The organism is Spirosoma endbachense (assembly GCF_010233585.1).
Classification (GTDB): domain Bacteria; phylum Bacteroidota; class Bacteroidia; order Cytophagales; family Spirosomataceae; genus Spirosoma; species Spirosoma endbachense.
Genome location: NZ_CP045997.1, coordinates 1,413,243 through 1,437,879, shown reverse-complemented (window position 1 = coordinate 1,437,879; position 24,637 = coordinate 1,413,243). Strand labels below are relative to the sequence as shown.

Sequence of the window (24,637 nt, the reverse complement as noted above, 5' to 3'; positions counted from 1 at the left end):
GTTCCTTTCAGGGATTGTTCGTTCAGTGATCACTTTTTCAAATAAAATCTACTAACTGACTCGACTATTGATGGACCCGAACCGCCTACAACCCGACATACGTTATCAGTTTGCCCGAAGCGGGGGTGCAGGTGGCCAGAACGTGAATAAAGTGGCAACCAAAGCTGAACTCCGCTTCGATGTTCGCAACTCAGCCCTGCTTACCGACGAGGAACGGGCTATTCTGGAAGAAAAACTGGTCAGTAAACTCACTACCGACGGCGAACTGGTGCTTACCCACCAAACCGAACGGACGCAGTTGGCTAACAAAGAGAAGGTTACAAAGAAATTTTACCGCCTGATTGAAAAAGCCTTTGAGAAACCCAAACCCCGTAAAGCAACCAAACCGTCGAAGGCATCGGTCGACGAACGGATTTCGGAGAAAAAGCGGAAGGGAGACGTAAAAGCGAATCGAAAACGAATTGATTATGAGTAGCTTGATCCACTTGCCTGTTCAAGGTTATTGCGTGAATCGAGTAAATGATTTTACCTCAAAAAGTGGTCGATAAGATCGACCTCATCGTTTACGGCTGCCGTACCCATTAATAAAAAAAGCCCAAATACTCGCAGGAGTATTTGGGCCTTCATTCCAAGTCAATAATACATTACAACTCCCGAATCTGTACGTTCCGATACCAGACGCGCTCTTTGGGACTATGGTTCTGCAGGGCTATTTTACCTTTTGCATGAGGTTTGGCATAAGGCCAGTTCGCAAACTTACTTTTAGCCACCAGTTGCTTCCAATCGTCGGAACCGTATTCATAATCGACCATTTTCTTCCCATTCAGGTAATGTTCGACATGATTATTGTTGACCACAATCCGGCCTTTGTTCCATTCGCCCGGCGCTTTTGTCACGTTCATATCGGCGGGCGGAATCATATCGTAATTAGCGCCCGTTAACTGAGTATCTTTCAGCTTATACGGTTTTCCGTCGCCATCCAGATACCCTTTATCATCAATTACCTGGTATTCAGGGCCCGACATATACGTCGATTTAATATCTGGACTGTCAATAATTTTGTAGACAACACCGCTATTGCTGCCTTTCGGGATTTTGAAGTCAAATTCGAGTTCAAAATTTTCATATTCTTTATCGGTAACGAGGTCTCCACCGGTACCATCGGGCGTTAATGCCCCATCTTCAATACTCCAGCCAACTACGCCGTCTTTATGATAGCTATGCCAGCCTTTAATTTCTTTACCATTAAAAAGCGCCGTCCACTTTGGTTTTTTGTCGGGGGGAGTTGCAACTGCCATTGCGCTTAACAATAGACAGGGAATCAGTAATTTTTTCATGGTCTTAAAAGATTTAGCGGCTAAAAGTAGGAAAAAAGTAACGCGGGTGGAAACCTGCGCCCTTAGTCTACACAAATTGTGCTAACCAGAATCGCGTTTCCACCCGCGTTACACCAATCCAAATCTTAGCTTAACTCGCCATATCGCGGGCAGCTTCAGGATCATTATATTTCCGATCGAGTCCTTCTGTCGACTTCTGATCAGAGCGATCTGGGCCGGAAATCATATCTTGCGCTGTTACACTACTTTCGTCGGCCATTTCGCGGGGTAGCTCCTGAGCTTCTTTTTTCTCTTCCGGACGTTCGCCCGGCTGATAAACGTCAGCATCTTTAGCGCTCACATCATAGGGATGGGCAGCATCGCCAGTATCTGGTTTCTCTTCCATACCCTGATCATCAGGACCAGCTGCCTGGCCCTGATAGTGACTACCCGGCGTAGATTCATCCGGAGCGGATTCATTCAGTTCTACATCCGTCTCATCGATCAAACCCGATACTTCGGCGGTATACGTCAGAAAATCGGTAGTTGCTACCCGATGTCGCGCCGTTGTGTATCCTGCATTGATTTCATGCGAGCGATCGGGCTGATCGGGCTCCTGAATTTCGGGATTCGCCGGTTTGGGCGAACCCGGCAGATCTGGTATTTCAGGACCGGGAACGGGTGGCGTTGGTGGTGTTTCCGGAATTCCCGGCACCGGCTGCGTTGGATCAGGTGAAGGCGGTGTTGTCGGAACCGAGTTCTGAACCGATATATCGCCTACTCCGGTCGGAAACGCCCAGGCTCCAAATGCCCCTGTCGGCGTAGAATCTGTACCCTTTTCAGTACGATCATTCGGCGCATCTTCGGAAGGCAGCCCCGTATTGACGGTGTCGCCCGCATCGGGATTACCCGTTAATTCGGCCTCAGCAATCGGATCATTAGGTACTTCCCGATTGTCGATCACGTCGCCGACGCGTAGGGCTGCATCCGAGTTTTCGTAGGTTTTACCATGCTGCTGGTCGCCCTGTAAGCTCCGTTCTTCGTCACTACTGTAACGATTGCGGAGTTGTTCGTCCATAACATCGTCTTCGGTATCACCAATGGGCGTCAACTTGCCGTCCACGAGTTTAACCATATTTGTTTCGCCCTGATCGGCACCGAACATGGCTTCCGCATTTTCGTTGGAAACGATATTGGCTTGTTGTGCACCATCGCTAAGGGCTGATGAATTTGAGTTCTCCATGATTGCTGTGAATGTTTTCGGTTTATGCAAAACCACCAGGAACAGAAAAGGTTTGGTGTTTGCAGACAGGATGTCTCTGTTAGAAAATCATCTTGCCCGTTTCAGACGGATACATCCCGTTGCGAAGCGGAGCTAACTATCTATTGCTCTGTTGATGTTGCGCGTTGCAGGATCGTTTACTCAATCACAAGGTTACGCCCACGCTACTTTGAGATCCGTAAATTAATCTAAAAAGCTGTCGCTAAGGGGATGTGATGTCGGTTTGAAGAAACCGACATAGCAGGGATGATTCGCCGTCGCGATTTGAGAAACTTCGATGTTCATGCCGGATGCGGCTTTGAGAAACCGCAGAGGTCAGGTTCTTCAACCTGACCTCACGCTACTATCCGTTAAATGATGTCAAAGCAGGTAGCCATCTCAGCAACTTACGGATTCAATCACTCGCTACTTAAGCGCGTCAAATAAAATTTCGGCGGGGTGCTGCGCTTTTCGTCCGGTTCCGTCTTTTATCTGGTGTCGGCAGCTCGTACCGGCAGCCGAAATAATAGCTTGCTCTGCCTGTCGGACAGCAGGGAACAACACGAGTTCACCAATTTGCATCGACAGATCATAATGCTCGGTTTCGTACCCAAACGAGCCTGCCATGCCGCAACAACCCGATGGTATCAACTGAACCTGATAGTTTTTAGGAAGCGATAGCATTTTTTTCACCGGAACCATCGACGACAAGGCTTTCTGGTGACAATGGCCGTGGATTTTCACCTGTCTTACCTCATCAATGAATGAGCTGCTATCAATTCGCTTGTTGTCGATCTCACGCGCAACCCATTCCTCAAACAGGAAAACGTGCTGAGCGATTCGCTGTGCATCGGCCTTCAACTCAGCCGGTACAAGATCAGGGTATTCGTCCCGGAAGGTCAGGATAGCCGAGGGTTCCAGACCGATCAATGGCGTTTCGGCTGTAATCAGGTCTTTGAGCAACGTTACATTTCGAATAGCGATCTGCCGGGCATCGGCAACCAATCCTTTCGATAAATACGTTCGCCCGCTTTCAACGTGGTTAGGAATAGTAACGGCATAGCCTAAACGTTCCAGCAACTGAATTGCTTTCTGGCCAACCTCCACATCGTTGTAATTCGTAAATTCATCGCAGAAAAGGAGAACCTGAGCATGCTGCTGTCCGTTTTTCGCCTTACTCCTCGCCGAAAACCATTTTCTCAACGTCGTTCCAGCCAGTTCCGGCATTGTTCGGTCGGGGTGAAAACCAACCGTTTTATTGGCAATACGTCGAAGCGATGGTGTATCGTATATCGCGTTATAGGCCCAGGGAGCAATGCTGGCCAGCGACATCAGTTTTGTAAAATTGCCAACCAATTTAGCCCGTAACGGAATCCCGGATTCCCGGTATTGCTGCTGCGTAAATTCAGCCTTCATGCGTGTCATGTCCACGCTCGATGGGCATTCAGCTTTACAGGCTTTGCACGACAGACATAAGTCCAGAACTTCCTTAACCGTCGCGTAGTCGTGGTCGGTCGGCTTCTGGGTATTGCCGTAAAAATGCCGCAAAATATTGGCCCTTGCCCGCGTCGTATCGCGTTCGCGCCGGGTAGCCATATAGCTTGGGCACATCGTTCCACCGGAGATTTCCGTTTTGCGGCAATCGCCTGAGCCCGAACATTTTTCAGCCAGTTCGAGCAATCCACCGTCTTTGGAGAAATCAAAAACGGTCTTCGGTTGTGGAATCACCACATCAGCTTCCGAACGCAGCGACTCGTTCATGGGTGGTGTGTCGACAACTTTGCCGGGATTGAATGTATTATGTGGGTCCCAGAGCGCCTTCACATCTTTGCACAGCTGGTAGTTTTCGGGCCCGAGCATAAACGCGATGCATTCACCCCGCAGCCGCCCGTCGCCATGCTCGCCCGACAACGAACCGCCGTATTTTTTGACCAGTTGCGCCGTGTCCATCAGCAATGCCCGAAACTTGGTGCGCCCCTCCGACGATTTGAGATTAATGAGTGGCAACACGTGAATTTCTCCGGCTCCGGCATGTGCCGAATATTCGAGTTTCAGGCCGTGATTTTCCCACGCCATTTTATCCAGTTCGTCGATATAATCGGGCAGGTCATGTACATCAACAGCCGTGTCCTCAATGACGTTGGCCGGTTTTTCGTCGCCGGGGATATTATACATGATACTCAATCCAGCCTTCCGTAATGCCCAGGGCTTTTTGGTTTCTTCATCAAACAGAATTGGATAGGCATATCCCAGGTTTTTGGCCCGAAGAGCGGCCACAAACGCTTCGGCTTGCTGTTGAACACCGGTCACGGTGTTATCAAAAAACTCGACCATCAGGATCGCTTTCGGATCGCCTTCTACAAACGTACGGTTCTTCGTCTGCTCGATGTTGGTTTTGGTCAGTTGCAGAATATAATCATCCACCAGTTCCGAAGCATAGCACTGATGCGCCAACGCTACCAGATTTGCTTCCAGTGATTGCCGAATGGTATCGAAATGCGCACATACGAGCGCCGTTTCTTTAGGAGGCAAGGGCAACAGGTTCAGTTTTGCTTCGGTAATAAAGCAAAGCGTACCCTCCGATCCGGCAATGAGGTGAGCAAAGTTGAATGTTTTAGCAGGGTAAAGGGAATCATCCGGCTCCTGAGAATCTGGCTCCACGCCCCAAAAATCGACCAGCGCATCCAGTGCATAGCCTGTATTTCGGCGTGAAACGGTTGGCTTTGGGTATCCATCACGAATGTGCTGCTGAACGTTTTGCTTGGATAACCAGTCACGGAACTGAACATATAATCGCTGTTCCAACGGACTAACGACATTTTCGCCCCGGCATTTGGTGTCGAACTGATCGCGGGTAAGAGGGCCAAATGTTACTTCGGCACCATCGCTCAATACAACACGAACTTCGAGCAGATGGTCGCGGGTAGTTCCCCAGACAATGGAATGAAGTCCGCATGAATTGTTGCCAATCATCCCGCCAATCATGGCACGGCTGGCAGTCGAAGTTTCTGGGCCGAAGTGCAGACCATGTGGTTTCAGGTAAGCATTGAGGTCGTCGCGAATAACGCCCGGCTGAACACGCACCCACTGCTGGTCAGCGTTGACATCCAGAACCTGACCGAAATATTTAGAAATATCGACCACAATACCACTTCCTACAACCTGCCCGGCCAGGGATGTTCCGGCCGCACGCGGAATCAGGCCCAGTCCGTGTTGCTGGGCAAACCGTAGAAGCCGTTTAATATCGGCAACCGATTTCGGCAGCGCTACGGCAATGGGCATTTCCTGATACACCGACGCATCAGTGGCATAGAGCACACGCTGAGCGGTATGTTCAGGGGTTTCATCGAAATATAAATCACCTTCAAAAGAAGGCTCCAGCGTAGCGAAGGGCGGGTTGTAAGGGAGACGGAACATGGGGCAAATATATGACGAAACTGTTTAGCTTTCTGCTGATAATTGTAATGCGCTGAACAGCCCTAATAACGTACTAGCCAGAATGAGGGCTATAAATAGGAACGATGGCCACAGAATAATCTGCTTCTGATGATAGAAGCTAACCCATAGGATTTGACTTATAACACCTAAAAACAAGCCAGCCACTACGGTGCGAATCGTAGCCAATAATTGGTCGGTATTCTGTTGTTGATTGGCTCTGTTCTCGGACGTTGGCGAACCAGGAGTATTCATCTGTTCGGTGGACGGACGTCGGATAATCCACAATAAGCCGACTAAACAACAACCGACAAAGGCGATCACCAGTAACGTTGACGGGTTACCCCAGCGATTGGGTTCGCCGTTTCCTTTAAAATGAATTGGGATAGGTCCCGATAGTTTTATTGTTCCGGCGAGGGCCAAACCAATCTCCACAAGTAACAGAAAAACGGTTAGTCGGTTCGCATTACGTTCGTACGTGCTCATATCCATATCTACCAATAGGATAATAACAGTAAAGGTACGAAAACCGAAGCGGGTTTATGGAAATACAGCCAATAAGACATCAATCGGCTAAAAAACCTGATCGCTATGACAACCCGCCGAACCCATATCCCGGTCCGAATCGACTTCACACCGTTTGTCAGTATTGCCTTGTTACTGATCGTGTTCTTTGTGTTTCAGAAAGCCATTCAGCGCCCGGTTATCATGGGCGTTACAGTGCCATCGGGCTGTCAAAAATATGAATCGCCGATTTATCCCAGAAAAGTAGTAACACTATTCTTACTCGATAAAGACCGAATTGGTTTTATGCAGTATTGGGGTGGGAACGATAAGGCAGAATTACAGCAAACCGGGTTCGGACCAGAAGGCTTGACTAAATTACTGGAAACGGTGAAAAATTCAGCGAACGGCGATGTGGCAGTTATAATTAAGCCGACTTCATTTGCCACTTTCGGAAACGTAGCCAACACGCTGAAAGCACTAAAACTTGTCGGTAATCTTCCTTATTTACTCCTATCTGGCCTCAACAGCGATGATCAGCTAATGATCCAGCATTACGAACGGCTGTTTATTCGGTATCCATCCTCATTTGTCAGAGAGCCAGTGTTGTTAAAAAAACCAGCTTATTTCAATTCACAGCAAGACAGTTGACCAACCAAAAAATCCATTCTCATGCGCAATCGCCGAAATCGTTCGTTACCTCGTATTGACATGACGCCCTTTGTCAGTATTGCCCTGTTACTGATCGTATTTTTTGTGTGGGTAAAGGCAGTTCAACAACCAACTGTAGTTAGTGGTTGGGACGTGCCGGGTTGTAGAAAAGGGATTGTACCTGAACGGTCGAAATGGGTACTGGAAATAATACTGGTTGATCGGGATACAATTCAGTTCTGTCATTTTCGAGGCAGATCTGTTTGTCGGGCAAACTTTGTTACCGCTCATCGACACTCGACCCAACTGCGCGAAGCCTTGTTTCGCCATAGAAAAGAGGCTTTAACTCCAGGTGAACTGGCAATTGTTGTACGACCCTGCCCAGAATCAACACTTGGCAATTTTGTTGATGTACTGGATGAATTCCGAATCGCAGGCAACCTGCCTTATCTACTTCGCTATTGACCAATCATCATCCCCGGTCTAAAGCCCGCTTGAGCAAACCACCAATGAAACTACCTACAAACGTCAGAATCATTGAGCCGTATAGGCCAAAGTTTTCAATATCCCGGTCGGCAGGACCATCGGGCGTTGGCACAAAAATCATATAGCCAAGCCAGATAACGACAGCCTGGGCAATGGCTAGCATCCAGCCCCGGCGCGGCTCCAGAAAACCCAAACCAGCCGCGAGGGCAGGCGTAATAAAATAGGGCAAGTGAATCGTTGGCGTAGTTTTAATGCAAAACAGAATGATGGCACTACTCAAGAGCGTCAGGCCCAGATTAATACCAAATCGGCGGTCAAAGAAACTGGTGGACATAAAATAAGGCCCGCCTAATATCCGGCGGGCCCCAAAGTTATCACACAATCAGGTCGAACTATATCTTTCCGGACGGTGAGTGTATTAACGGTTAATCGAAACGCTACCGCTGGTAGCTGAAATGTTGACTGCGATACCACCACCATTTAGTTTTCCGCGAACGCGATCTTTCTCAATATTGCCATCAAATTTAGATAGCGACTCAGGAATATTGACCCGGTTCCCGCTCAGATTCAGATCCATACCTTTGTCCATAGGCATTTTTACACGAACGCCACCAGCGCTGGTGCTCAGTCGAACATAGTCGCCCAGTTTGACGATCTCTACGTCAACGCTGCCTGCGCTCGTATTCGCGTCGATGCTCCCCGAAACGCCCGAGAGCCGTACTGAACCACCCGAAGTGCCTGCCTTGATATCGCCTTCGATATCATTACCGTTTACGCTACCACCACTGGTTTGCGCATCAACACTGCCCTTCAGGTCAGTTAGCCGAATGCTTCCCCCCGACGTATGCAAACGCATTTTGCCAGTCGATTCCTTCGCTTCAATTGACCCACCCGATGTTTGCAGGTCGATATCTTTACGGCAGCGATCCATATGAATCGATCCACCCGATGTCTGACCATTGATGTCGCCTTCGATATCGCTCAGGTGCAGGCTACCACCGCTAGTGCGAAACTTCTGCGCTCCGGTGAGAGTCGCCATATGAATCGAACCGCCGGATGTACGCAGATCTGTCGATACATTGCGAGGTGTGTAGAACTTAAACCCGATACTTAACGATTTTTTCCAATCCCGATCATTATTGCGACGTTTTGCCGTTGCCACAATGGTGCTGCCTTCCTGCGCAATTGAGATATCGTAATCTTTGAGTCTTTCTTCGATCTCCGCTTTATCGAGTTTGTCGTTCCAGTTGTTAGCCCGAACAAACATCTCAACTTTTGCATTATTATCGGTGCCGCCTTCGATGGTGAGGCTACCACCCGACGTTTCAGCCCGAACGGCGTTGATTTTCCCAGAAAAGGTTTTGGTTTGATAAGGTGTATCCCGGTCATCATTCCGATTTTGGGCGGGCGATGTCAGTGCGAGTGTCGTTGCACTCAAAAGGGTCAGTAGAAACTGGTTGCGTTTCATGTGGTTTCGTTTTGTATGTAGTAAAGATGTTGTCGGGCAGGAGAAGGTTGCACGACGTGGATTTTTTCCTTGTTCGGTTAGCCCACTAGCTTTGTTCCAACAGGCTTGCAAGTGCCGTGCCACACCACAAATAGCACTGAAAATCAATCCATTAATTTACGTATCCATTTAAAACTGTCCATCATCGGACAGACTTTGTTCGATGATGGACAGTTTCTGGATTCAATCTGACTATTGGACAAGCCTTTCGCGGAGAGCCACGGTCCGCCGTGCGGTGCTACGGTTACTAATGACGGGCAAACAAACCGTGGCACCGCACGGCGGACCGTGGCTCTCCGCGAAAGGCTTGTTGGGTTAGGCGAATTCAGGCTACTTTTTCGTCTTCGCTAATGTTGGTTTTATACAGTGTTTTGAGGGCTGTAGAATTAAACAATCGAGCGGCAGCCTGTCCTTTTGCTAACAGAGACTTAATGGCCGGATTCTGTCAAACTCCCTCAAACTCATTCATCTCCGCGATATAGCTGGCATAAGCTGAAGCGAATTTCCCCGTCAATGGATAGATCAATGTCTGTGCTGCGGCTTCGTTATTTCCCCGTTTTGCCTGAACGAGGGCAAGATCGAATGAAATATCACTTTTTCGATAAAACAGGCTGGAACTTCCTTTAGCTACCTCCTGCACGTTTGGTCGATGATCGTAAGTTAACGCATCCAGTAAAATCTGCTCAGCCTTTTTAAGACTATCAACGGGCGGCTTGTCCATTCCATTCTGGGGTTTGCGAGGCCGGGCACGTTCGTCCTGAAGATAATCATAAGCCTGCGTGTCAGCCAATCCAGATTGAGCCGTAGCGATACGCAAATTAAGAAATAGAAATAGTGCAATTAAAAGCTGATTCATAGCTACATAAGGTGAATCTGATTGGTGCTGCCAATTACCTTAAAATCAAATCAATTCTCAATAGATGAAGGGCAATTAATAGAATATTTTAAATATTTGAGTTTTAAATATAATATAATTGGCAAAATTATAATAATAAAATATTTTATCTTGACTATTAGATAAATGCCATATTATATTTGGATTAAAAGCACAAGTACCTGTTCATTCCTTTTCATCCATACACATCCGAATCCCATTTATTCTGACGCCAGATGGCTGTTGGTTTTTTACCCGTATTCGGAAAAAGGCTCTCAAGAGCCAGCTCTGGTTTAGCTTCTGGTAGCCTAAGGCAGCCAGTTCCAGTATCCGTTCAATAATCAATCAAAATAGTACTTTTTTAATCTAAAACTAAGTGAGATGCGAAACAGAAGTTTACTATTAATGCTGTTTTTCTCCTTGTATTTACCTGTCCAGCTCGTTGCCCAGAGCCGGACCATTAAAGGTATAGTCACATCTGGAGAAGATAACTCGCCCACACCCGGTGTGAACGTGGTTGTGAAGGGTACAATCTTTGGTGCATCGACCAACGCAGAAGGGGTGTACACCATTTCAGTGCCGGATAATTTAATCAAAAACGGTGTGCTGATTTTCTCCTTCATCGGCATGAAAACCGCGGAGGTGCCCATTGGGGCTCAGAGTTCCATTTCCATACGCTTACAAAATGACGCCACATCGCTGGACGAAGTTATTGTCAGTGCACTGGGATTCAAGGAAAACGCCGATAAACGAGGAGCGACAGCGTCTAAAATCGAAGCGAAAGACCTCGTTCGATCCGGTGAAACGGGGGTTATTAACGGCATGTCCGGAAAAGCCGCCGGGGTGCAGATTACGCGCTCAGCTGGTGATCCGGGAGCGGGTTCCTACATCCAGATTCGGGGGCAAAACACCATTACCGGCTCAACGCAGCCGCTGGTCATTGTGGATGGTATTCCCATTAGTAACTCAACGCTTGGTGATGGCGTGGCAGGTGTGACGCAGCAGTCACGACTGAACGATATCAACCCCGACGACATTGCCTCGATGCAGATTCTGAAAGGCGCATCGGCGGCTGCCCTGTGGGGCTCCCGGGCTGCCAATGGCGTAGTGGTAATCACGACGAAGAAAGGTGCCAACAGCGATAAGGTCAACATCTCCTATAGTTCTACGGTATCGTTCGATAAGCCAAACTTATTGCACCCATTGCAAAACACCTATGGACAGGGATCAGATGGGTTGTATAACCCTACCAGCCAAAATTCATGGGGCGATAAAATTGCGAACCGGGCCGGGGGGGACGATGTCGTCAATATGAATGGCGCACGCTTTGAAGCCTATAACGGGCAGACATTCTACCCCATTATCACCAAAAATTCGAAACAAACCTTTCAGGAGGAGCGCAAAGATGCCGTTTTCCGGACGGGTACATACATCGACAATAACCTGGCGATCAGTGGTGGAAACGACAAAAGCAACTTTTACCTGAGCGTGGGCGATCTGCGCCAAAAGGGTATCATCAACGGGCAAAGTGATTACAATCGAACCACACTTCGGTTTAACTCCGAACGTCGATTCAATGACATCATCAAAGCCACCACGAATGCTACCTACGCCCGAACGACATCCAACCGGATTCAGCGCAGTAATAGCGTCAATGGGCTCTATATCGGGATGCTCCGTACCTCCCCTGATTTCGACAGTCGGGCCTATAAGGGTAATTATTTCGCTTCGCCAACGGCCAGTGCCATTCCTAACCGGCAACGCGCCTACCGAAACTACCTGGGGGCTTTAGCCAATCCAATCTATAACGATCCGTTGTGGGCCATTAATGAGTTGACCAACTTTTCGGAAGTAGATCGCTTCATTCTGAGCTCAGAACTGCTCATCACACCAGCCAGCTGGTTCGACATAACTGCTCGTGCGGGTCTTGACGCGAACACGGATCACCGCATTACGAACTATCCCGTAAACTCGGCATCAAACAGCGGATTGGGCACGTACAATGAAGAGATTTACAAAGAATCGGAAATGAACGGCGACCTCATTGGCCGGATCTTTAAGGACTTTGGCAAGAACATCAACACGACCCTGATCGTAGGCTTTAACATCAACGATCGGAAGTACCTCAATATCGGGGCAAACATGAACACGTTCATTGTTCCGGATGCCCCCGCCAACTTTGGCAATTCGCTGGCCGCCAATGATGCCCCTTACCGGACAACCACAAACCGTCGAATGGCCCGGCTCTATTCGACTTTGAATGTGGGCTTCTACAATCAGCTATTTGTCAATGCATCGGTAGCCGGGGAAGCGGGATCGACCTTTGGCAGTCAGACAAAATCAACCTTCTATTACCCCTCTGCCGATGTGGCCTGGCAGTTCACCCAATTACCGATGCTGCGCGATAAAAGCATTCTGTCATTCGGTAAATTACGGGCTTCCTACGGGGTTGTGGGTGTTCAGCCCGATGCCTATCGAAACACGACAACGTACGTCAATGCGTCGTTTAGCAGCTGGGCCAATACACTCAGTGGCGCAGGATATGGCAATGGAGCGTATGTACGAAGCAGTCGTCAGGGCGATCCGTTTCTGCGACCTGAACGGAAAACCGAATGGGAGTTAGGTACTGATCTGCGGTTCTTTAACAACAAACTGACGGCTGGCTTTACCTACTATCAGAATGAAATCAAAGACCTGCTGCTCGACGTAGCTGCTGCTGGATCGACGGGCTACACGTCGAAATACACGAATGCAGGGTCGATGTCCAACAAAGGATGGGAACTGGAATTACACTATAACCTGCTGACAAATAAAGACTTCAACTGGAACGTCTTCGGCAATGTCAGCCGGAATATTAACCGCGTGACGAACCTGGCCGGAACCGACATCATTACACTGGGAGGCTTCAGCACAACAGCCAGTACCGTAGCGAAAGTGGGTTATGCGATGTCGGCGCTCTACGGTGGTGTTTACCAGCGAACTGAAACGGGTGCGCTCCAGCTCAATGCCAATGGTTTCCCACAGGTTGCATCGCAGTTTGGTGTGATTGGCGACCCGAACCCCGATTATCGCGGTGGTTTCGGCACCAATTTTTCCTACAAGAAAGTTTCACTGAATGTTCTTTTCGAGACCTTCCAGGGTGGCGATTTCTACAACGGCACACGGGGCACGCTCTATAATTTTGGTACGCACCGAGACGTCGGAAACGACGTAACACTGACGCAGGATCTGAAGAACTATGCAGGCAAAACCATTACGGCCGGAAGTACCGTTCGGGGTAATATTCAGGACTTCGGTGCCGGTCCGGTACTCCTCGATCAGTCGTACTATACCTCCATTGGGGGCGGTTTCAGCACATTGGTTGAGCAGTTTATTACGGATGCCAGCTGGACCCGGTTACGCGAAGTATCGCTGGGCTATTCGATCAGCTCGCCAAAGTTCCGTCAGAAGAGCCGTCTGCAATCGATTGACGTGACCGTTACGGGCCGCAATCCCGTTCTGTGGACGAAAATGGTCGGTGTTGATCCGGAAACGGCGCTTAACGGAGCCAGTAACTCGCGGGGCCAGGATTATTTCAATAGCCCCAATACCAAATCACTGCTGGTTAGTATAAAAATCAATTACTAATTCTCACGAAGAAGTATCAATCATGAATCGAGCCTATAAATCATTTTTTTCGATATTGCTTGGTCTACAATTGTTCTCCTGCTCGTCTATTGTCGAGAACCTGAACGTAGATCCAAACAACCCGACCAACTCAACGGCCAGCCTGTTGCTGACCGGCACTCAGATTGCGAACATGGCTACCCAGGAAGGGATGGCCAGTCGCCTGACAACCATCTGGGATGGGTATGCTTCCGGCGCCGACCGGCAATGGCTGGATTACCACAACTACAACGTATCGGCAGGTGTCTATGACGGCGACTGGAATCTGGTTTTCACCGGAACGAATGCCAATGCGCTCCTGACCATCAATCAGGCAACGGCGCTCGGAAACCGGAAGATGGCGGCTATTGCCAAAATTTTGCGGGCCAATGCGCTGGCAACGGGTACCGAACTTTGGGGTGATATTCCATTTGATCAGGCGGGCGACATCACCAAATTCCCCAATCCCGCCTTTGAACCACAGGCAACGGTATATACCAAATTGCTGGCGCTGCTCGACGATGCTATTACGGATCTGAAATCAGGAGTAGGCACGGTTAGTACTGAAGATATTCATTTTGCGGGTGATGCCACGAAATGGACGCAGGTTGCCTACACGCTGAAAGCCCGGTTACTGACCGATACGAAACAGTATGATGCGGCTTATACGGCCGCTCAAACGGGGGTTAGTGCCTATGCCAATTCGCTGTATGCACCACACGGTACGACCACCAATGTGAACCAGAATGCATATTTCTCCTTTCTGGCCAGTTCACGAACCGGTGACATAAACGCGGTTGGCGCTTATAACGTTAGTTTATTGAACCCTACCAATGCACGGTATAGAGGCAATGCGAAAACCATCGAGACGGCTCGGTTTAAGTTCTATTATTTAGAGAACGGTATCAACAGCCCCGGCAAAATTGAGCCCAATACAACGGCAGCCGCTGGTTTCTTCGCTCAGAGCGCCAGTTTTCCCCTCGTTACGTATCAGGAAAATATTCTGACACTGGCCGAAATGGCCTTACGATCAGGAAAAGGGTTTACGACTGCTTTAGGGCACCTGAATACGTACCGCACTTTCCTGAACACCGGTGGCTATATCAACACGACTTATCTCACAGCCGGTGCCTATAAATATGAACCGTATGTAGCGGCTGACTTTGCGGCTGGTGGTATTGAAAATGCCGATGGCATCACAGCCGACAATGCGCTGCTTCGGGAAATTTTGCAGGAACGCTACGTTTCGTTCTATGGCCAGCACCTGGGCTGGAACGACGAGCGCCGGACCCGCACCGAAGCGTATGGAATCAAGCTGACACCCAACACGGGTACGCTGCTCCCGTGGCGGTTCATTTATCCGCAAAATGAGATCAATTCCAACCCAAGTACACCCAAGCCGGTGCCGCCAACGTTCGACGCTCCGACTATTTATAAGTAGCCTTTGAGTGTAGTAATGCCGTGGAGTCAGTTGCGAATAACTGGCTCCACGGCATTGCCGTTTTTAGCGGATTTTGATGGCTACACGTCGATTCTTGATTCGCCCTGTTTCGGTCGTGTTGTCAGCAATTGGTTGTGTTCCGCCGTAGCCTTTTGTCTCAATACGATCTTCATGTATGCCGTGCCGATTCAGATAGGTAGCTACAACCTTAGCGCGATTTTCTGAAAGGGCCAGATTCAAGCGGGGATCACCGACATTATCGGTATGCCCTTCTATGTCAATTATCCAGTTCGGATTTGTTTTCAGAGCCTGTACCAATCGATTTAACTCGGTTGTCGATTCAGGCAATAAGGTATAGCTGCTCTGCTCAAACTGAACCGTGCGCAACACGACTGGTTCACCAATTGTCAGTTTCAATTCTGGTTCAACTGGCCGCTCGGGTGCTGGTGAGTTCGTTGACACTTTAGTAGTCGATACGGGCTTAGGCACCGCTCCTGGTTTTACAACCGACGGGCGAACTGGCCTGGGAGTCAATTTGGCAATTTTGCCAGGCGTGGTAACTGTTTGTTTCGGAGTCTGAACCGGTGGTGCTTTAGGTGGCACGCTAACTGGCTTGGGAGCGACAATAGCCACTGGCTTTTTTTGGAAGAAATATTGCGCTGTTATCGGCTCGCTGGGGGTATTGAACCGGTCCGAAACTAGTTTTTTTGCGTCGGGCTTTTGCCAGTAAAGCTCAATTTCGCCCTCAAGCATGGCATTAAAATAATCGACTCGCAAATCATAGTATTGACCAGCCTGTAGAATTACTGTACCTGTAAAACTTTTGGAGTCATTTAGCTGCCAGGAATCGATCACTTTCTTATTGCCCACCCAAACCCGAATGCCGTCGTCTACTTTCGCATAAAATCCGTATTGTCCGGTGGTCGGAGCCAGCAGTTTGCCCGTCCAGCGAATGGAATAATAGGATTTGTCAACGCCCTTTCCCGGAGTACGGTCTCGCCAATTGAACCGAATGGCCGGATCTATCCGGGTTCCGACTTTCCGGTCGAAGTTGGTGCCGTTATAATACTCACCCTTCAGGCCAGGCTGGGCGTTTACCTGTCCAGTTGCAAACCAGAGCAGAATTCCGAAAAGTGCGGTTGCGTATTTCATTGGCATATTGCCCAACCTCCTCCATCCTATTCAGTCCGCAAACTAGTTGCCGGATTCGTCAATGCCGTCCGGTATGTACGCCAACCAATGGTTAGAGCGCCTAAAAGCAGCATCGTTCCAAAACATAAGCCGAGCGTTCCGACTCCTATCGAAACATGATAGGCAAAGGTCATCAGGAAAAAGCTCGCAGCCAGATAACCCAGGGGTAATGCAATCGCCCCCGCAATCAAAAGTAATTTCAGAAAATCCCACGACAAAAGCCAGACGACCTGATCAACCCGTGCACCCATAACTTTCCGTACGCCAACCTCTTTCGTGCGCAACTCGGTCGTATAGGTAACCATTCCTAGCAAACCCAGACAGGCAATCGCCACAGCCAATCCAATCAATAACGCCATGAAATTTACGTCGTCTGAGATATTGTGCCGATTACTCAGGAAGTCATCGTACCATACACCCGCAAACGGTTCATAGGGATTCAGACGCTTCCAGATACGGGCAATGTCATCGTGAATAGCTTCGTGATTTCCACCCGCAACCTTTACATTGAGGTACCGAAACTGCTGCGGTTGATAACGAAGGATAAGCGGGCTGATTTTCATTGCCATTGTTGTAAACTGAAAGTCTTTCAAAACCCCGGCAATCTGCACTTCGGTACTATCATTTAACCAGAGTGTCTGCCCAACGGCTGCTCCTGCTTCGCCCAATCTGAACGACCGCACAGCCTCTTCATTGATCAGCACGAACCGGGACGACGAGTCAGCTGCCGAAGCGGGCAAATTCTGACCTGTCAGTAGTTTCAACCCTGTAACTGGAACTAGATTCGCATCGGCAGCCAGGACATGGGCTTGCGCCGAATCACTCCTGGCCTGTTGCCGTCGAACAACCTGCCAACCACCGCCATGATCGCCAAACAGAGCAGACGTTGCGGCTACCCGCTCTACCCCAGCTAACCGATTAATCTCGGCGGATAAATGCCTGGCCGGGAAGCCATTGAGTGGCACCACAAATACATCTTTACGCTGAAAGCCATAATCGGCAGTGCCCATAAAATGTTGTTGCCGCGCCAGGGCCAGCAACGCGATCATGGCAAACATGGAAATAGAAAACTGAGCGACTATCAACGATTTTCGAAGGGTAATGCCCCTAAATACGCGCAATCCGGTCTGACTCCTCAGTACCTGCGCCGGTTGAAATCCCGACAAAACCCTGGCAGGCAGGAGGCCAGCCAGTAAACCAGTCGCAACGCTAAACGTGATGAAGATCAGCCACATGCGCGTATCGCCCTCCCACTGCACTCCGCCAATGAGCCATTGCTGCACAAACGGCATCGGTTTTACCAACTGAAGCATTCCGTAGGCCAGCCCAAGCCCCAATAGCGACAATACGGCCGATTCGGCCATGAACTGCCCCATCAACTGCCAGCGCAATGCTCCGGCAACTTTCCGGATGCCAACTTCGCGGGCGCGGCTCAACGAACGGGCCAGCGTCAGGTTGATGTAGTTAAAAGCAGCTAACAGCAGTGTAAGCAAGCCAACCCCCAACTCCGTTTCCAGCTTTCCGGCCGTTGGTTCATGGGTCGAATACATCAACTCTTCCCGTGAAGGCGAAAGCGCTGCCAGCGACTGACTGCGAAATGTATAGCCTTTCTCGGTAGTGAATCGTACATCTTTGGTGACCCGCCCAGCCAGTTTTGGCAACACGCCCTCCAGTGTTTCTACCGGCGTATTGGGTTTTAGCAAAACGTAGGTATAACCCTGCGAATACGTCTTCCAGTCGGTCAACGATCGCTTCCAGTCGGGGCTGGAGAAACTCGCCATGGATACCAACACGTCGAAGGTGAGATGCGATTTGGCAACTGGTTCAGCAAAAACGCCTGTAATGGTCAACGCACCCAGTTCCGGATGCTCCATGGTTTTACCGATAGGATTTGCCGTACCGAAAAACCGTTGTGCGGTCTTTTGCGTCAGCACGACGGTTTGTGGTGCAATGGCGGCCTGACCTTTGGCCAGCCGAAAGCCGAAAATTTTAAAGAAGCCGGGATCAACGGCGCTGTATATCACCGGCAATTGTTTACGATTGGCCGTAAAATCGCCATTATTTCGAATTACCCTGGTTGCTTCTTCTACGAAAGGATAGTCCTGTTTTAGGGCCTGAGCCAATGGCATGGGCGATGTGGCAAATCCCTGTTCATCGTTGTTCCGGGCGGTTACGTCAGTTAGAAGGCGGTACGTCCGATCGGGGTGCGGATGAAATTTATCGTACTCAAAAGCACCTTTGATATCGATCATTGCCAGCAAACAAACCAACATCCCTGATGCCAGCCCAAAGATGTTAATAAACGAAAACAGCTTATGTTTCCAGAGGTTTCGAAGCGCCGTTTTCAGGAAATTGCGTAGCATATTTTTAGTATATCTTTGAGATCGTTGCAAACTTAACCCGGTCAGCTAATTTACCCACCAAATCCTTCATCGCCAACGTTCGTTCATGACGATGACATGGGCATATACGCGCCTTTAAAACATCAGCAGGTTATTTCAAGGCTCCATGTCGAACCAGGCATTTTGTATTACAAAAACCAGAGCATTCCGTATGAGCCACTGGCCGAAACCATGCTGGCCGAGGGATATGGCAATCCGGTTCCCGATGTGCTCCTGTTCGACCACGCTGCCGAACAGACCCGCCTTATTATTGAGGTCTGTCAGACCAACGGCGAGCGAAACGACCTGCTGAAAGTAGTCCGGCTGATCCAGGACCACGCTTATGGTATTCAGGAAGGGTTTGTCTATACTTATAAAACCCATCAATGGTCTCGTTACCGAAAGGGCGATGGCGGAGTAGCTACTCGTTCATCCTTTTCCGAAGTACTTCATCTGGATCTGAGACAGTTTGCCTTATAATAAAGACCCGTTCGCCGGTCTTTACTCGGCTCTCAGGCTCTTCACCGGATTCATCAACGCGGCTTTGATGGACTGAAAACTTACCGTTGCCAGAGCGATAACTAATGCCAGTAAACCCGCTGATACAAATACCCACCACTCGATCGTAATACGATAGGCAAAATCCTGTAGCCATCGACTCATGGCATACCAGGCCAGGGGCGTAGCGACTACGATGGAAATCAGGACCAGTTTCAGGAAATCGCGGGAGAGCAGAATGACGATGCTACTCACCGATGCACCTAGCACTTTACGAACCCCAATTTCCTTGTTACGCTGTTCAGCAGCAAAAGCGGCCAGGCCAAATAATCCCAGGCAGGCGATTAAAACGGCCAGAATTGTAAAGGACAATAAGACTGTGCCCTGCTTCTGTTCCGCTTTATATTGTTTAGAGAAGTTTTCGTCGAGAAAATGAAAATCCAGTGTAGCCGTCGGGTCAAACGTTCGATAAACAGACTGGATGTAGGCCAGCGCTTCCGTTGTTTTGGCGGGCTGAATCCGTACGAACACATTGTCCTTATCGGCGGGTTGAGGCATCTGTAATACCAACGGTTCGATCTTGTGCTGCAACGAGTAGGTATGAAAATCCTTCACAACACCCACTACCCGAGCTTCGGCTGTGTGTTTCTCGTTATCAATGTAATATTTTACCCGTTTGCCAATTGGTTCTTTCCAGCCCAGTTGCTTCATCAGGGTTTCGTTGATCAGAACGGCACCCCCCAAATCGCTCTTAAACGATTCTGAGAAGCTACGTCCACTCAGTAGCTTGATTTGCAGCGTTTTCAGGTAGTCTGAATCTACAGAGAACTTCTGAACAATTTGAGTACCGGGTGGCATTGCGCCGTTCTGCTCGAAGAACATTCCGGCTCCGCCAATGCTGTTATTCCCTAATGGATTGCTGGCAGCCGCTACGCTTTCAATCAATGGGCTTTGCGTTAATCGTTCTTTCAGCGCATCGACTCTCTGGCGAACTCCCTCATTATCAATATGGAAAGTAAGTACCTGATCTTTATTGAATCCCAGATTCTTATGCAGAACGAATTCCATTTGGCGGTAAACCACGCCAGAGCAGGCAATCAGTGCTACCGTTGCTACAAACTGAAAGACCACCAGCGACTGTTTGAAGGTAATGCTTCCCAGTTGATTTCCGACTATACCTTTCAGGGCTGCTACCGGCCGAAAGTTGGCGAGTAACAACGCTGGATACAGACCACTCAACACCCCAACAAGTATTGAAAATAAGGCAACAATAAACAGTCTCTCCCCTATTCCTCCAATCGACAGCGTTTTGTCGGCCATCTGGTTAAAATAAGGCAGTGCCATAATAACCAGGCTAAAACCGACTAAGGCAGCCATAAACGTCATCAGCATGGACTCCGTCAGGAACTGCCCAATGAGCTGTAACCGATACGAGCCAATTGCTTTTCGAACACCTACTTCACGAGTACGCTTGAGCGAACGGGCCGTGTATAAATTCACATAATTGATGCAGGCAATCAATAAAATCAGGGCAGCTACTATTCCGAAAATAGAGACGGTAGCCACGTTGCCATTGGGGCCGATTTCATAATCCAGGTGCGAGCGTAGATGGATCGAAGTCAGTGGCTGAAGCTCCATACGATAGTCAAGCTCCCCCATTTCTTTCTTAATGTATTTCTGATAAAAACCAGGCAGCTTAGCCTCCAGCGCCTTATGGCTGCTCCCTTCCGTCAGCAGCAGATAGGTGTACAATTCAAAATTTTCCCAGCCGTTTGTGTAATTCGTCGGCAAGGAGCGCAAGGCCCTGAATTGCAGGTGCGAATTAGACGGTACATCGTCCATTACGCCCGTAATGGTATTCGGGAAATGATTACCAAACTCAATGGTCTGACCAATCGCTTTGCGGGAGTCACCAAACAAATTTTCGGCAACGCTCTTTGTCAGTACAATGCTTTGAGGTTTGCTCAGTGCCGACTTCGGATCACCATAGAGTAACGGAAAAGTGAAGATATCGAAGATCGTTTTATCGGCAAAAAAGATATCGCCTACCTCCATTTTTTTGTCCTTGAACGTAATCGTTCCTCCTCCTTCGGGATTGATACGAACCGTTTTTTCAATTTCCGGATAATCATTTTGCAGGGCTGACGCGTAGGGGGCCGATGTGGGTGCGAGTTTTAGATTTCCACCTGGCCACTGCGCATAATGTACCACCCGAACGATGCGGTCGGCTTGGGTATGAAACCGGTCGTAGCTTAATTCATCGATTACATACAGCGCCATCAACCATACGGCGGCCATGCCGATTCCGAGGCCAACTATATTAAGACCACTGAACAGCTTGTTTTTCCAGAGAGTCCGAACGGTTATTTTGATGTAATTACGTAGCATAGTTGCAAGTAGCTTAGGTATAACTCGATATAGGGACTATTCCAAACGCCGTACCACAATTACAACATATCTAATTATCAGCACATTACCTTAACAACCTTTACTCTACTGTCCGCAAACGGACGGTTTTTCTGGCCATTTGCGGACAGGTTTCTCAACAGATCGGATCGAAAAGAACGGGGTGGCCCTATCTTATTCCGATCGTAAACTCTTCACCGGATTCATCAGGGCCGCTTTGACGCTCTGGAAACTCACCGTCAGAACGGCGATTCCGGCGGCCAGCAAACCGGCCAGTGCAAACACCCACCACTCCAGATCAACCTTGTACGCAAAGTTCTGTAGCCAATTATTCATGCCCCACCAGGCCAGGGGCGCTGCAATAATTATGGCGATGAAGACTAGTTTCAGAAAGTCTTTGGAGAGTAGTGTAACAATACTGCCCACCGATGCACCCAGCACTTTCCGAACCCCAATTTCCTTTGTGCGTTGTTCGGTGGTATACGCAGCCAGGCCGAACAAACCCAGGCAGGCAATAAAGATGGCCAGGGCAGAGGCTATCGTGAAAACCTGGCCGTATTGTAGCTCACTCTGGTATTGTTCATTATAATGTTCATCCACGAAGTAATACTCGAATGGGTTGCCCGGATAGCTGGCTTTATAAATCCGCTCCAACTCAGCTATTTTCTCCGTCAACCGACCACCCTGGACTGGATCGGTAGCCAGTTGAATGGTCAGGTCACTGACCGAACGACGGGGCATAAAAATTACCGGCTCAATGGCCCGCTGTAAACCCTGATGATGGTAATCGCGAACGACGCCCACAATTTCGTAGGGTTGCCCCCAGTTGATCAATTTACCCACTGCCTGTTGTGCCGATGTAAAGCCTAACTGGCGAATAGCTGTTTCATTGACCAGCAGTTTAGCACTCTTTTCCCAGCCTAATTCGGCTTCGCGCTGGGTGAAGTTCCGCCCTGCGGCCAGCCCGATTTCATAGGTTGGCAGGTAACGGTCATCAATAATTCCCATTGAATAGCTTTTCTTATCATCACCAGGTCGTGCGTTTTGCTTGGTGATACCGCCAGTCGTGAAGTTGTAGAAGTTACCGGGCACGATGCCTGTCTGGCAAAAGTTTTTCACGTACGGTAGCTGATTTAGTTCATTTTCCAGCCGTGTTGTCCCCGACGAAAACGAATCAGTTAGCTTGACCTGCGGCCCCTGAATAACCACCCGCTGAGTTAGTTTAACGCCCAGATCCTTGTCCTGCATATACTGCAACTGCCGATATAACACCATCGTTGCGATTACCAGCGCTACCGATGCGCTGAACTGAGCGATCACCAGCGTTTTGCGCAACCAGTTTCCCTTGCCAGTCTGATAAGCACCTTTTAGGGTCTGCACCGGCCGAAACGATGTAAGGGCAAAGGCCACGTACCCACCCGACGACAGCGCACCCACCACCAGTAACCCCAACCCAACCAGCCAGAAGCCACTGTTACTCAGCAGGCTCATCGATAAATCTTTCTGCACAAAATCGTTGAAGACTCCTTGCAATGAGGTAACGAGGCCAAGTCCCAGCGCAAATCCAACGATATTCAAAAGCAGTGATTCACCCAGAAACTGTCCGATCAATTGGCCCTGTCTGGCTCCAATTACTTTCCGAACGCCCACTTCTTTGGCCCGTTTCAACGCTCCGGCAGTGGATAGATTCACATAGTTGAACCAGGCGATCAGCAGAATTAAGCCAGCAATGCCACTCAGCAGATACACAAATCCCAGGCTACCACTCGTACGATATGGATCATCGAGCGAAGCTGCCAAATGAATGTTTTTGGCGGGTTGCAACAGAAATACACTTTCGTCTTCGGGCTTAATTTTTTTCTTGTACGCGTTAAATTTAGACTCCAGGGCTTTGTAATCGCCATCCGTCGGAAGTTGCAGAAACGTGGTCAGATAGGAACCGTCGAATCCGTCGAGCCGTGCCCACGAATTTCCGTTCAGATTGGCCGGATTGGCCAGCGTTTGCAGCGAAAAAACGGCGTCAAAAACCAGGTCGGAGTTTTGGGGAATGTCGGCATAAACAGCCGTAACCGTATATAATGTTTTTCCAAACTGATTGTTGAGCGTCAGGGTGCGGCCTAATGCTTTTCCAGTGGCAAAATACTTGCGTGCCTGCGACTGTGAAAGTGCAACGGTATTCGGCTGGGTTAGCGCTGATGCGGCTGTTCCCTGCACCAATGGAAATGTAAAGAGCGTGAAAAAACTGGCATCGGCATAGCCCAGCTTACTTTCCCGAAATGATTTTGGGTCCTGATTATCCTGATCACTGCTCGAAACCGAAACAATACCATTGGCGGCATTTTCGGCTATCCGGCAAAAATTCTTCACTTCAGGGAATTGTTGTTTGGCCAAGGGTGCCACAGCCGGAGCCATATCGACCCAGATATCGCCCGATTTGGTTTGCGACAGCATTCGGTACAGTGTGGGCAGATTCGCATGAAAGCTGTTCACGCTCCGTTCGTAGGCAACGTATTCCAGAATTAGCACAAAGGCGGCAATGCCGAGTGCCAGGCCTGCACTATTAATGAGCGAGAACACCCGATTTTTACGCAGATTGCGCAGGGTGATTTTCAGGTAGTTTAAGATCATGGTTGGTTTTAGATTAGGTCAGTCGGGCCGGTTGTACATCCTCCCCTGATCGTTGATTGACAGCGTAACTGGTTGTTTACCCGGAATGTCACGAGCTATTCCTACAATATTTTACTGCGACGTACTGAGTTACCCGATCTTGAAGGCATAGTTCCGGACGTGAGGCTATTAACCGGGTGTTTGCTGGCTGTTGTATTTCTCACTCTGCGCATAGAGCGTATTCGCGAATGGGCATACGACAAGTACTGAAAAAGCATTTCATCATGAGTCGTTTAGGTTGGTTAGCGTTAACTCCAGCGCGAATAAGTTTCCTATTCGTCAGATAATCAGATCAGTAATTCAAGCTCAACTCCTATGCCATAACGTCAATTTTGCGTTTAAACTCACTGTGAGCCCTACCACAAAACGACCTG

At 49.1% G+C, this 24,637-nt stretch carries 17 protein-coding genes; 6 read left to right on the top strand and 11 right to left on the bottom strand.

What is annotated here, in order from left to right; all coding sequences use genetic code 11:
* Positions 1 to 70 precede the first annotated feature (70 nt).
* Positions 71 to 475 carry an alternative ribosome rescue aminoacyl-tRNA hydrolase ArfB gene (gene arfB / locus GJR95_RS05580; protein ID WP_162384933.1) on the top strand — a complete coding sequence of 135 codons (405 nt, stop codon included), beginning with the start codon at positions 71 to 73 and terminating at the stop codon, positions 473 to 475.
* 169 nt (positions 476 to 644) lie between these two features.
* Here the strand turns inward: arfB and GJR95_RS05575 are convergent, their stop codons facing one another.
* The 4 genes from GJR95_RS05575 to GJR95_RS05560 form a co-directional block, all read right to left on the bottom strand.
* Positions 645 to 1,337, bottom strand: a complete 693-nt coding sequence (locus GJR95_RS05575; protein WP_162384932.1) for a 3-keto-disaccharide hydrolase — start codon at positions 1,335 to 1,337, stop codon at positions 645 to 647.
* A 130-nt stretch (positions 1,338 to 1,467) separates the two neighbouring features.
* The gene (locus GJR95_RS05570) at positions 1,468 to 2,559 is read right to left on the bottom strand and encodes a hypothetical protein (RefSeq protein ID WP_162384931.1); all 1,092 of its coding nucleotides are present in this window, start codon (positions 2,557 to 2,559) and stop codon (positions 1,468 to 1,470) included.
* Positions 2,560 to 3,003: 444 nt separating this feature from the next.
* A complete protein-coding gene (locus GJR95_RS05565) occupies positions 3,004 to 5,994 on the bottom strand; it encodes an FAD-binding and (Fe-S)-binding domain-containing protein (protein WP_162384930.1) in 2,991 nt (996 codons plus the stop codon).
* Between the two features lie 24 nt (positions 5,995 to 6,018).
* Positions 6,019 to 6,498, bottom strand: a complete 480-nt coding sequence (locus GJR95_RS05560; RefSeq protein ID WP_162384929.1) for a hypothetical protein — start codon at positions 6,496 to 6,498, stop codon at positions 6,019 to 6,021.
* Positions 6,499 to 6,603: 105 nt separating this feature from the next.
* On the opposite strand from GJR95_RS05560, the gene GJR95_RS05555 reads away from it, so the two are divergent.
* Positions 6,604 to 7,167, top strand: coding sequence for a biopolymer transporter ExbD (locus GJR95_RS05555; protein ID WP_162384928.1), 564 nt, complete (start codon positions 6,604 to 6,606; stop codon positions 7,165 to 7,167).
* Positions 7,168 to 7,188: 21 nt separating this feature from the next.
* Positions 7,189 to 7,632: a biopolymer transporter ExbD gene (locus GJR95_RS05550; protein WP_162384927.1), complete on the top strand. Its 444-nt coding sequence runs from the start codon at positions 7,189 to 7,191 to the stop codon at positions 7,630 to 7,632.
* A gap of 7 nt (positions 7,633 to 7,639) precedes the next feature.
* Here GJR95_RS05550 and GJR95_RS05545 read toward each other — a convergent pair whose 3' ends face one another.
* From GJR95_RS05545 to GJR95_RS05535, 3 genes are all read right to left on the bottom strand, one after another.
* Positions 7,640 to 7,987 (bottom strand): hypothetical protein, encoded by a 348-nt coding sequence (locus GJR95_RS05545; protein WP_162384926.1) that lies wholly within the window; start codon positions 7,985 to 7,987, stop codon positions 7,640 to 7,642.
* A gap of 84 nt (positions 7,988 to 8,071) precedes the next feature.
* Positions 8,072 to 9,121 carry a DUF4097 family beta strand repeat-containing protein gene (locus GJR95_RS05540; RefSeq protein ID WP_162384925.1) on the bottom strand — a complete coding sequence of 350 codons (1,050 nt, stop codon included), beginning with the start codon at positions 9,119 to 9,121 and terminating at the stop codon, positions 8,072 to 8,074.
* Between the two features lie 484 nt (positions 9,122 to 9,605).
* Positions 9,606 to 10,016, bottom strand: coding sequence for a hypothetical protein (locus tag GJR95_RS05535; RefSeq protein ID WP_162384924.1), 411 nt, complete (start codon positions 10,014 to 10,016; stop codon positions 9,606 to 9,608).
* 399 nt (positions 10,017 to 10,415) lie between these two features.
* On the opposite strand from GJR95_RS05535, the gene GJR95_RS05530 reads away from it, so the two are divergent.
* Positions 10,416 to 13,661, top strand: coding sequence for a SusC/RagA family TonB-linked outer membrane protein (locus GJR95_RS05530; RefSeq protein WP_162384923.1), 3,246 nt, complete (start codon positions 10,416 to 10,418; stop codon positions 13,659 to 13,661).
* Positions 13,662 to 13,683: 22 nt separating this feature from the next.
* Positions 13,684 to 15,120 carry a SusD/RagB family nutrient-binding outer membrane lipoprotein gene (locus GJR95_RS05525; RefSeq protein ID WP_162384922.1) on the top strand — a complete coding sequence of 479 codons (1,437 nt, stop codon included), beginning with the start codon at positions 13,684 to 13,686 and terminating at the stop codon, positions 15,118 to 15,120.
* 63 nt (positions 15,121 to 15,183) lie between these two features.
* On the opposite strand, the gene GJR95_RS05520 is transcribed toward GJR95_RS05525, so the two are convergent.
* Together GJR95_RS05520 and GJR95_RS05515 are read right to left on the bottom strand one after the other, a co-directional pair.
* Complete coding sequence (locus GJR95_RS05520; RefSeq protein WP_162384921.1) at positions 15,184 to 16,272, bottom strand: PA14 domain-containing protein; 1,089 nt, start codon at positions 16,270 to 16,272, stop codon at positions 15,184 to 15,186.
* 26 nt (positions 16,273 to 16,298) lie between these two features.
* The gene (locus GJR95_RS05515; protein ID WP_162384920.1) at positions 16,299 to 18,674 is read right to left on the bottom strand and encodes an ABC transporter permease; all 2,376 of its coding nucleotides are present in this window, start codon (positions 18,672 to 18,674) and stop codon (positions 16,299 to 16,301) included.
* A gap of 96 nt (positions 18,675 to 18,770) precedes the next feature.
* Between GJR95_RS05515 and GJR95_RS05510 the strand changes: the two genes are divergently transcribed.
* Entirely contained in the window at positions 18,771 to 19,172 is a 402-nt protein-coding gene (locus GJR95_RS05510) for a hypothetical protein (RefSeq protein ID WP_162384919.1), read from the top strand.
* Positions 19,173 to 19,193: 21 nt separating this feature from the next.
* On the opposite strand, the gene GJR95_RS05505 is transcribed toward GJR95_RS05510, so the two are convergent.
* Entirely contained in the window at positions 19,194 to 21,578 is a 2,385-nt protein-coding gene (locus GJR95_RS05505; RefSeq protein WP_162384918.1) for an ABC transporter permease, read from the bottom strand.
* A gap of 192 nt (positions 21,579 to 21,770) precedes the next feature.
* Entirely contained in the window at positions 21,771 to 24,224 is a 2,454-nt protein-coding gene (locus GJR95_RS05500) for an ABC transporter permease (RefSeq protein WP_162384917.1), read from the bottom strand.
* Between the last annotated feature and the right edge of the window lie 413 nt (positions 24,225 to 24,637).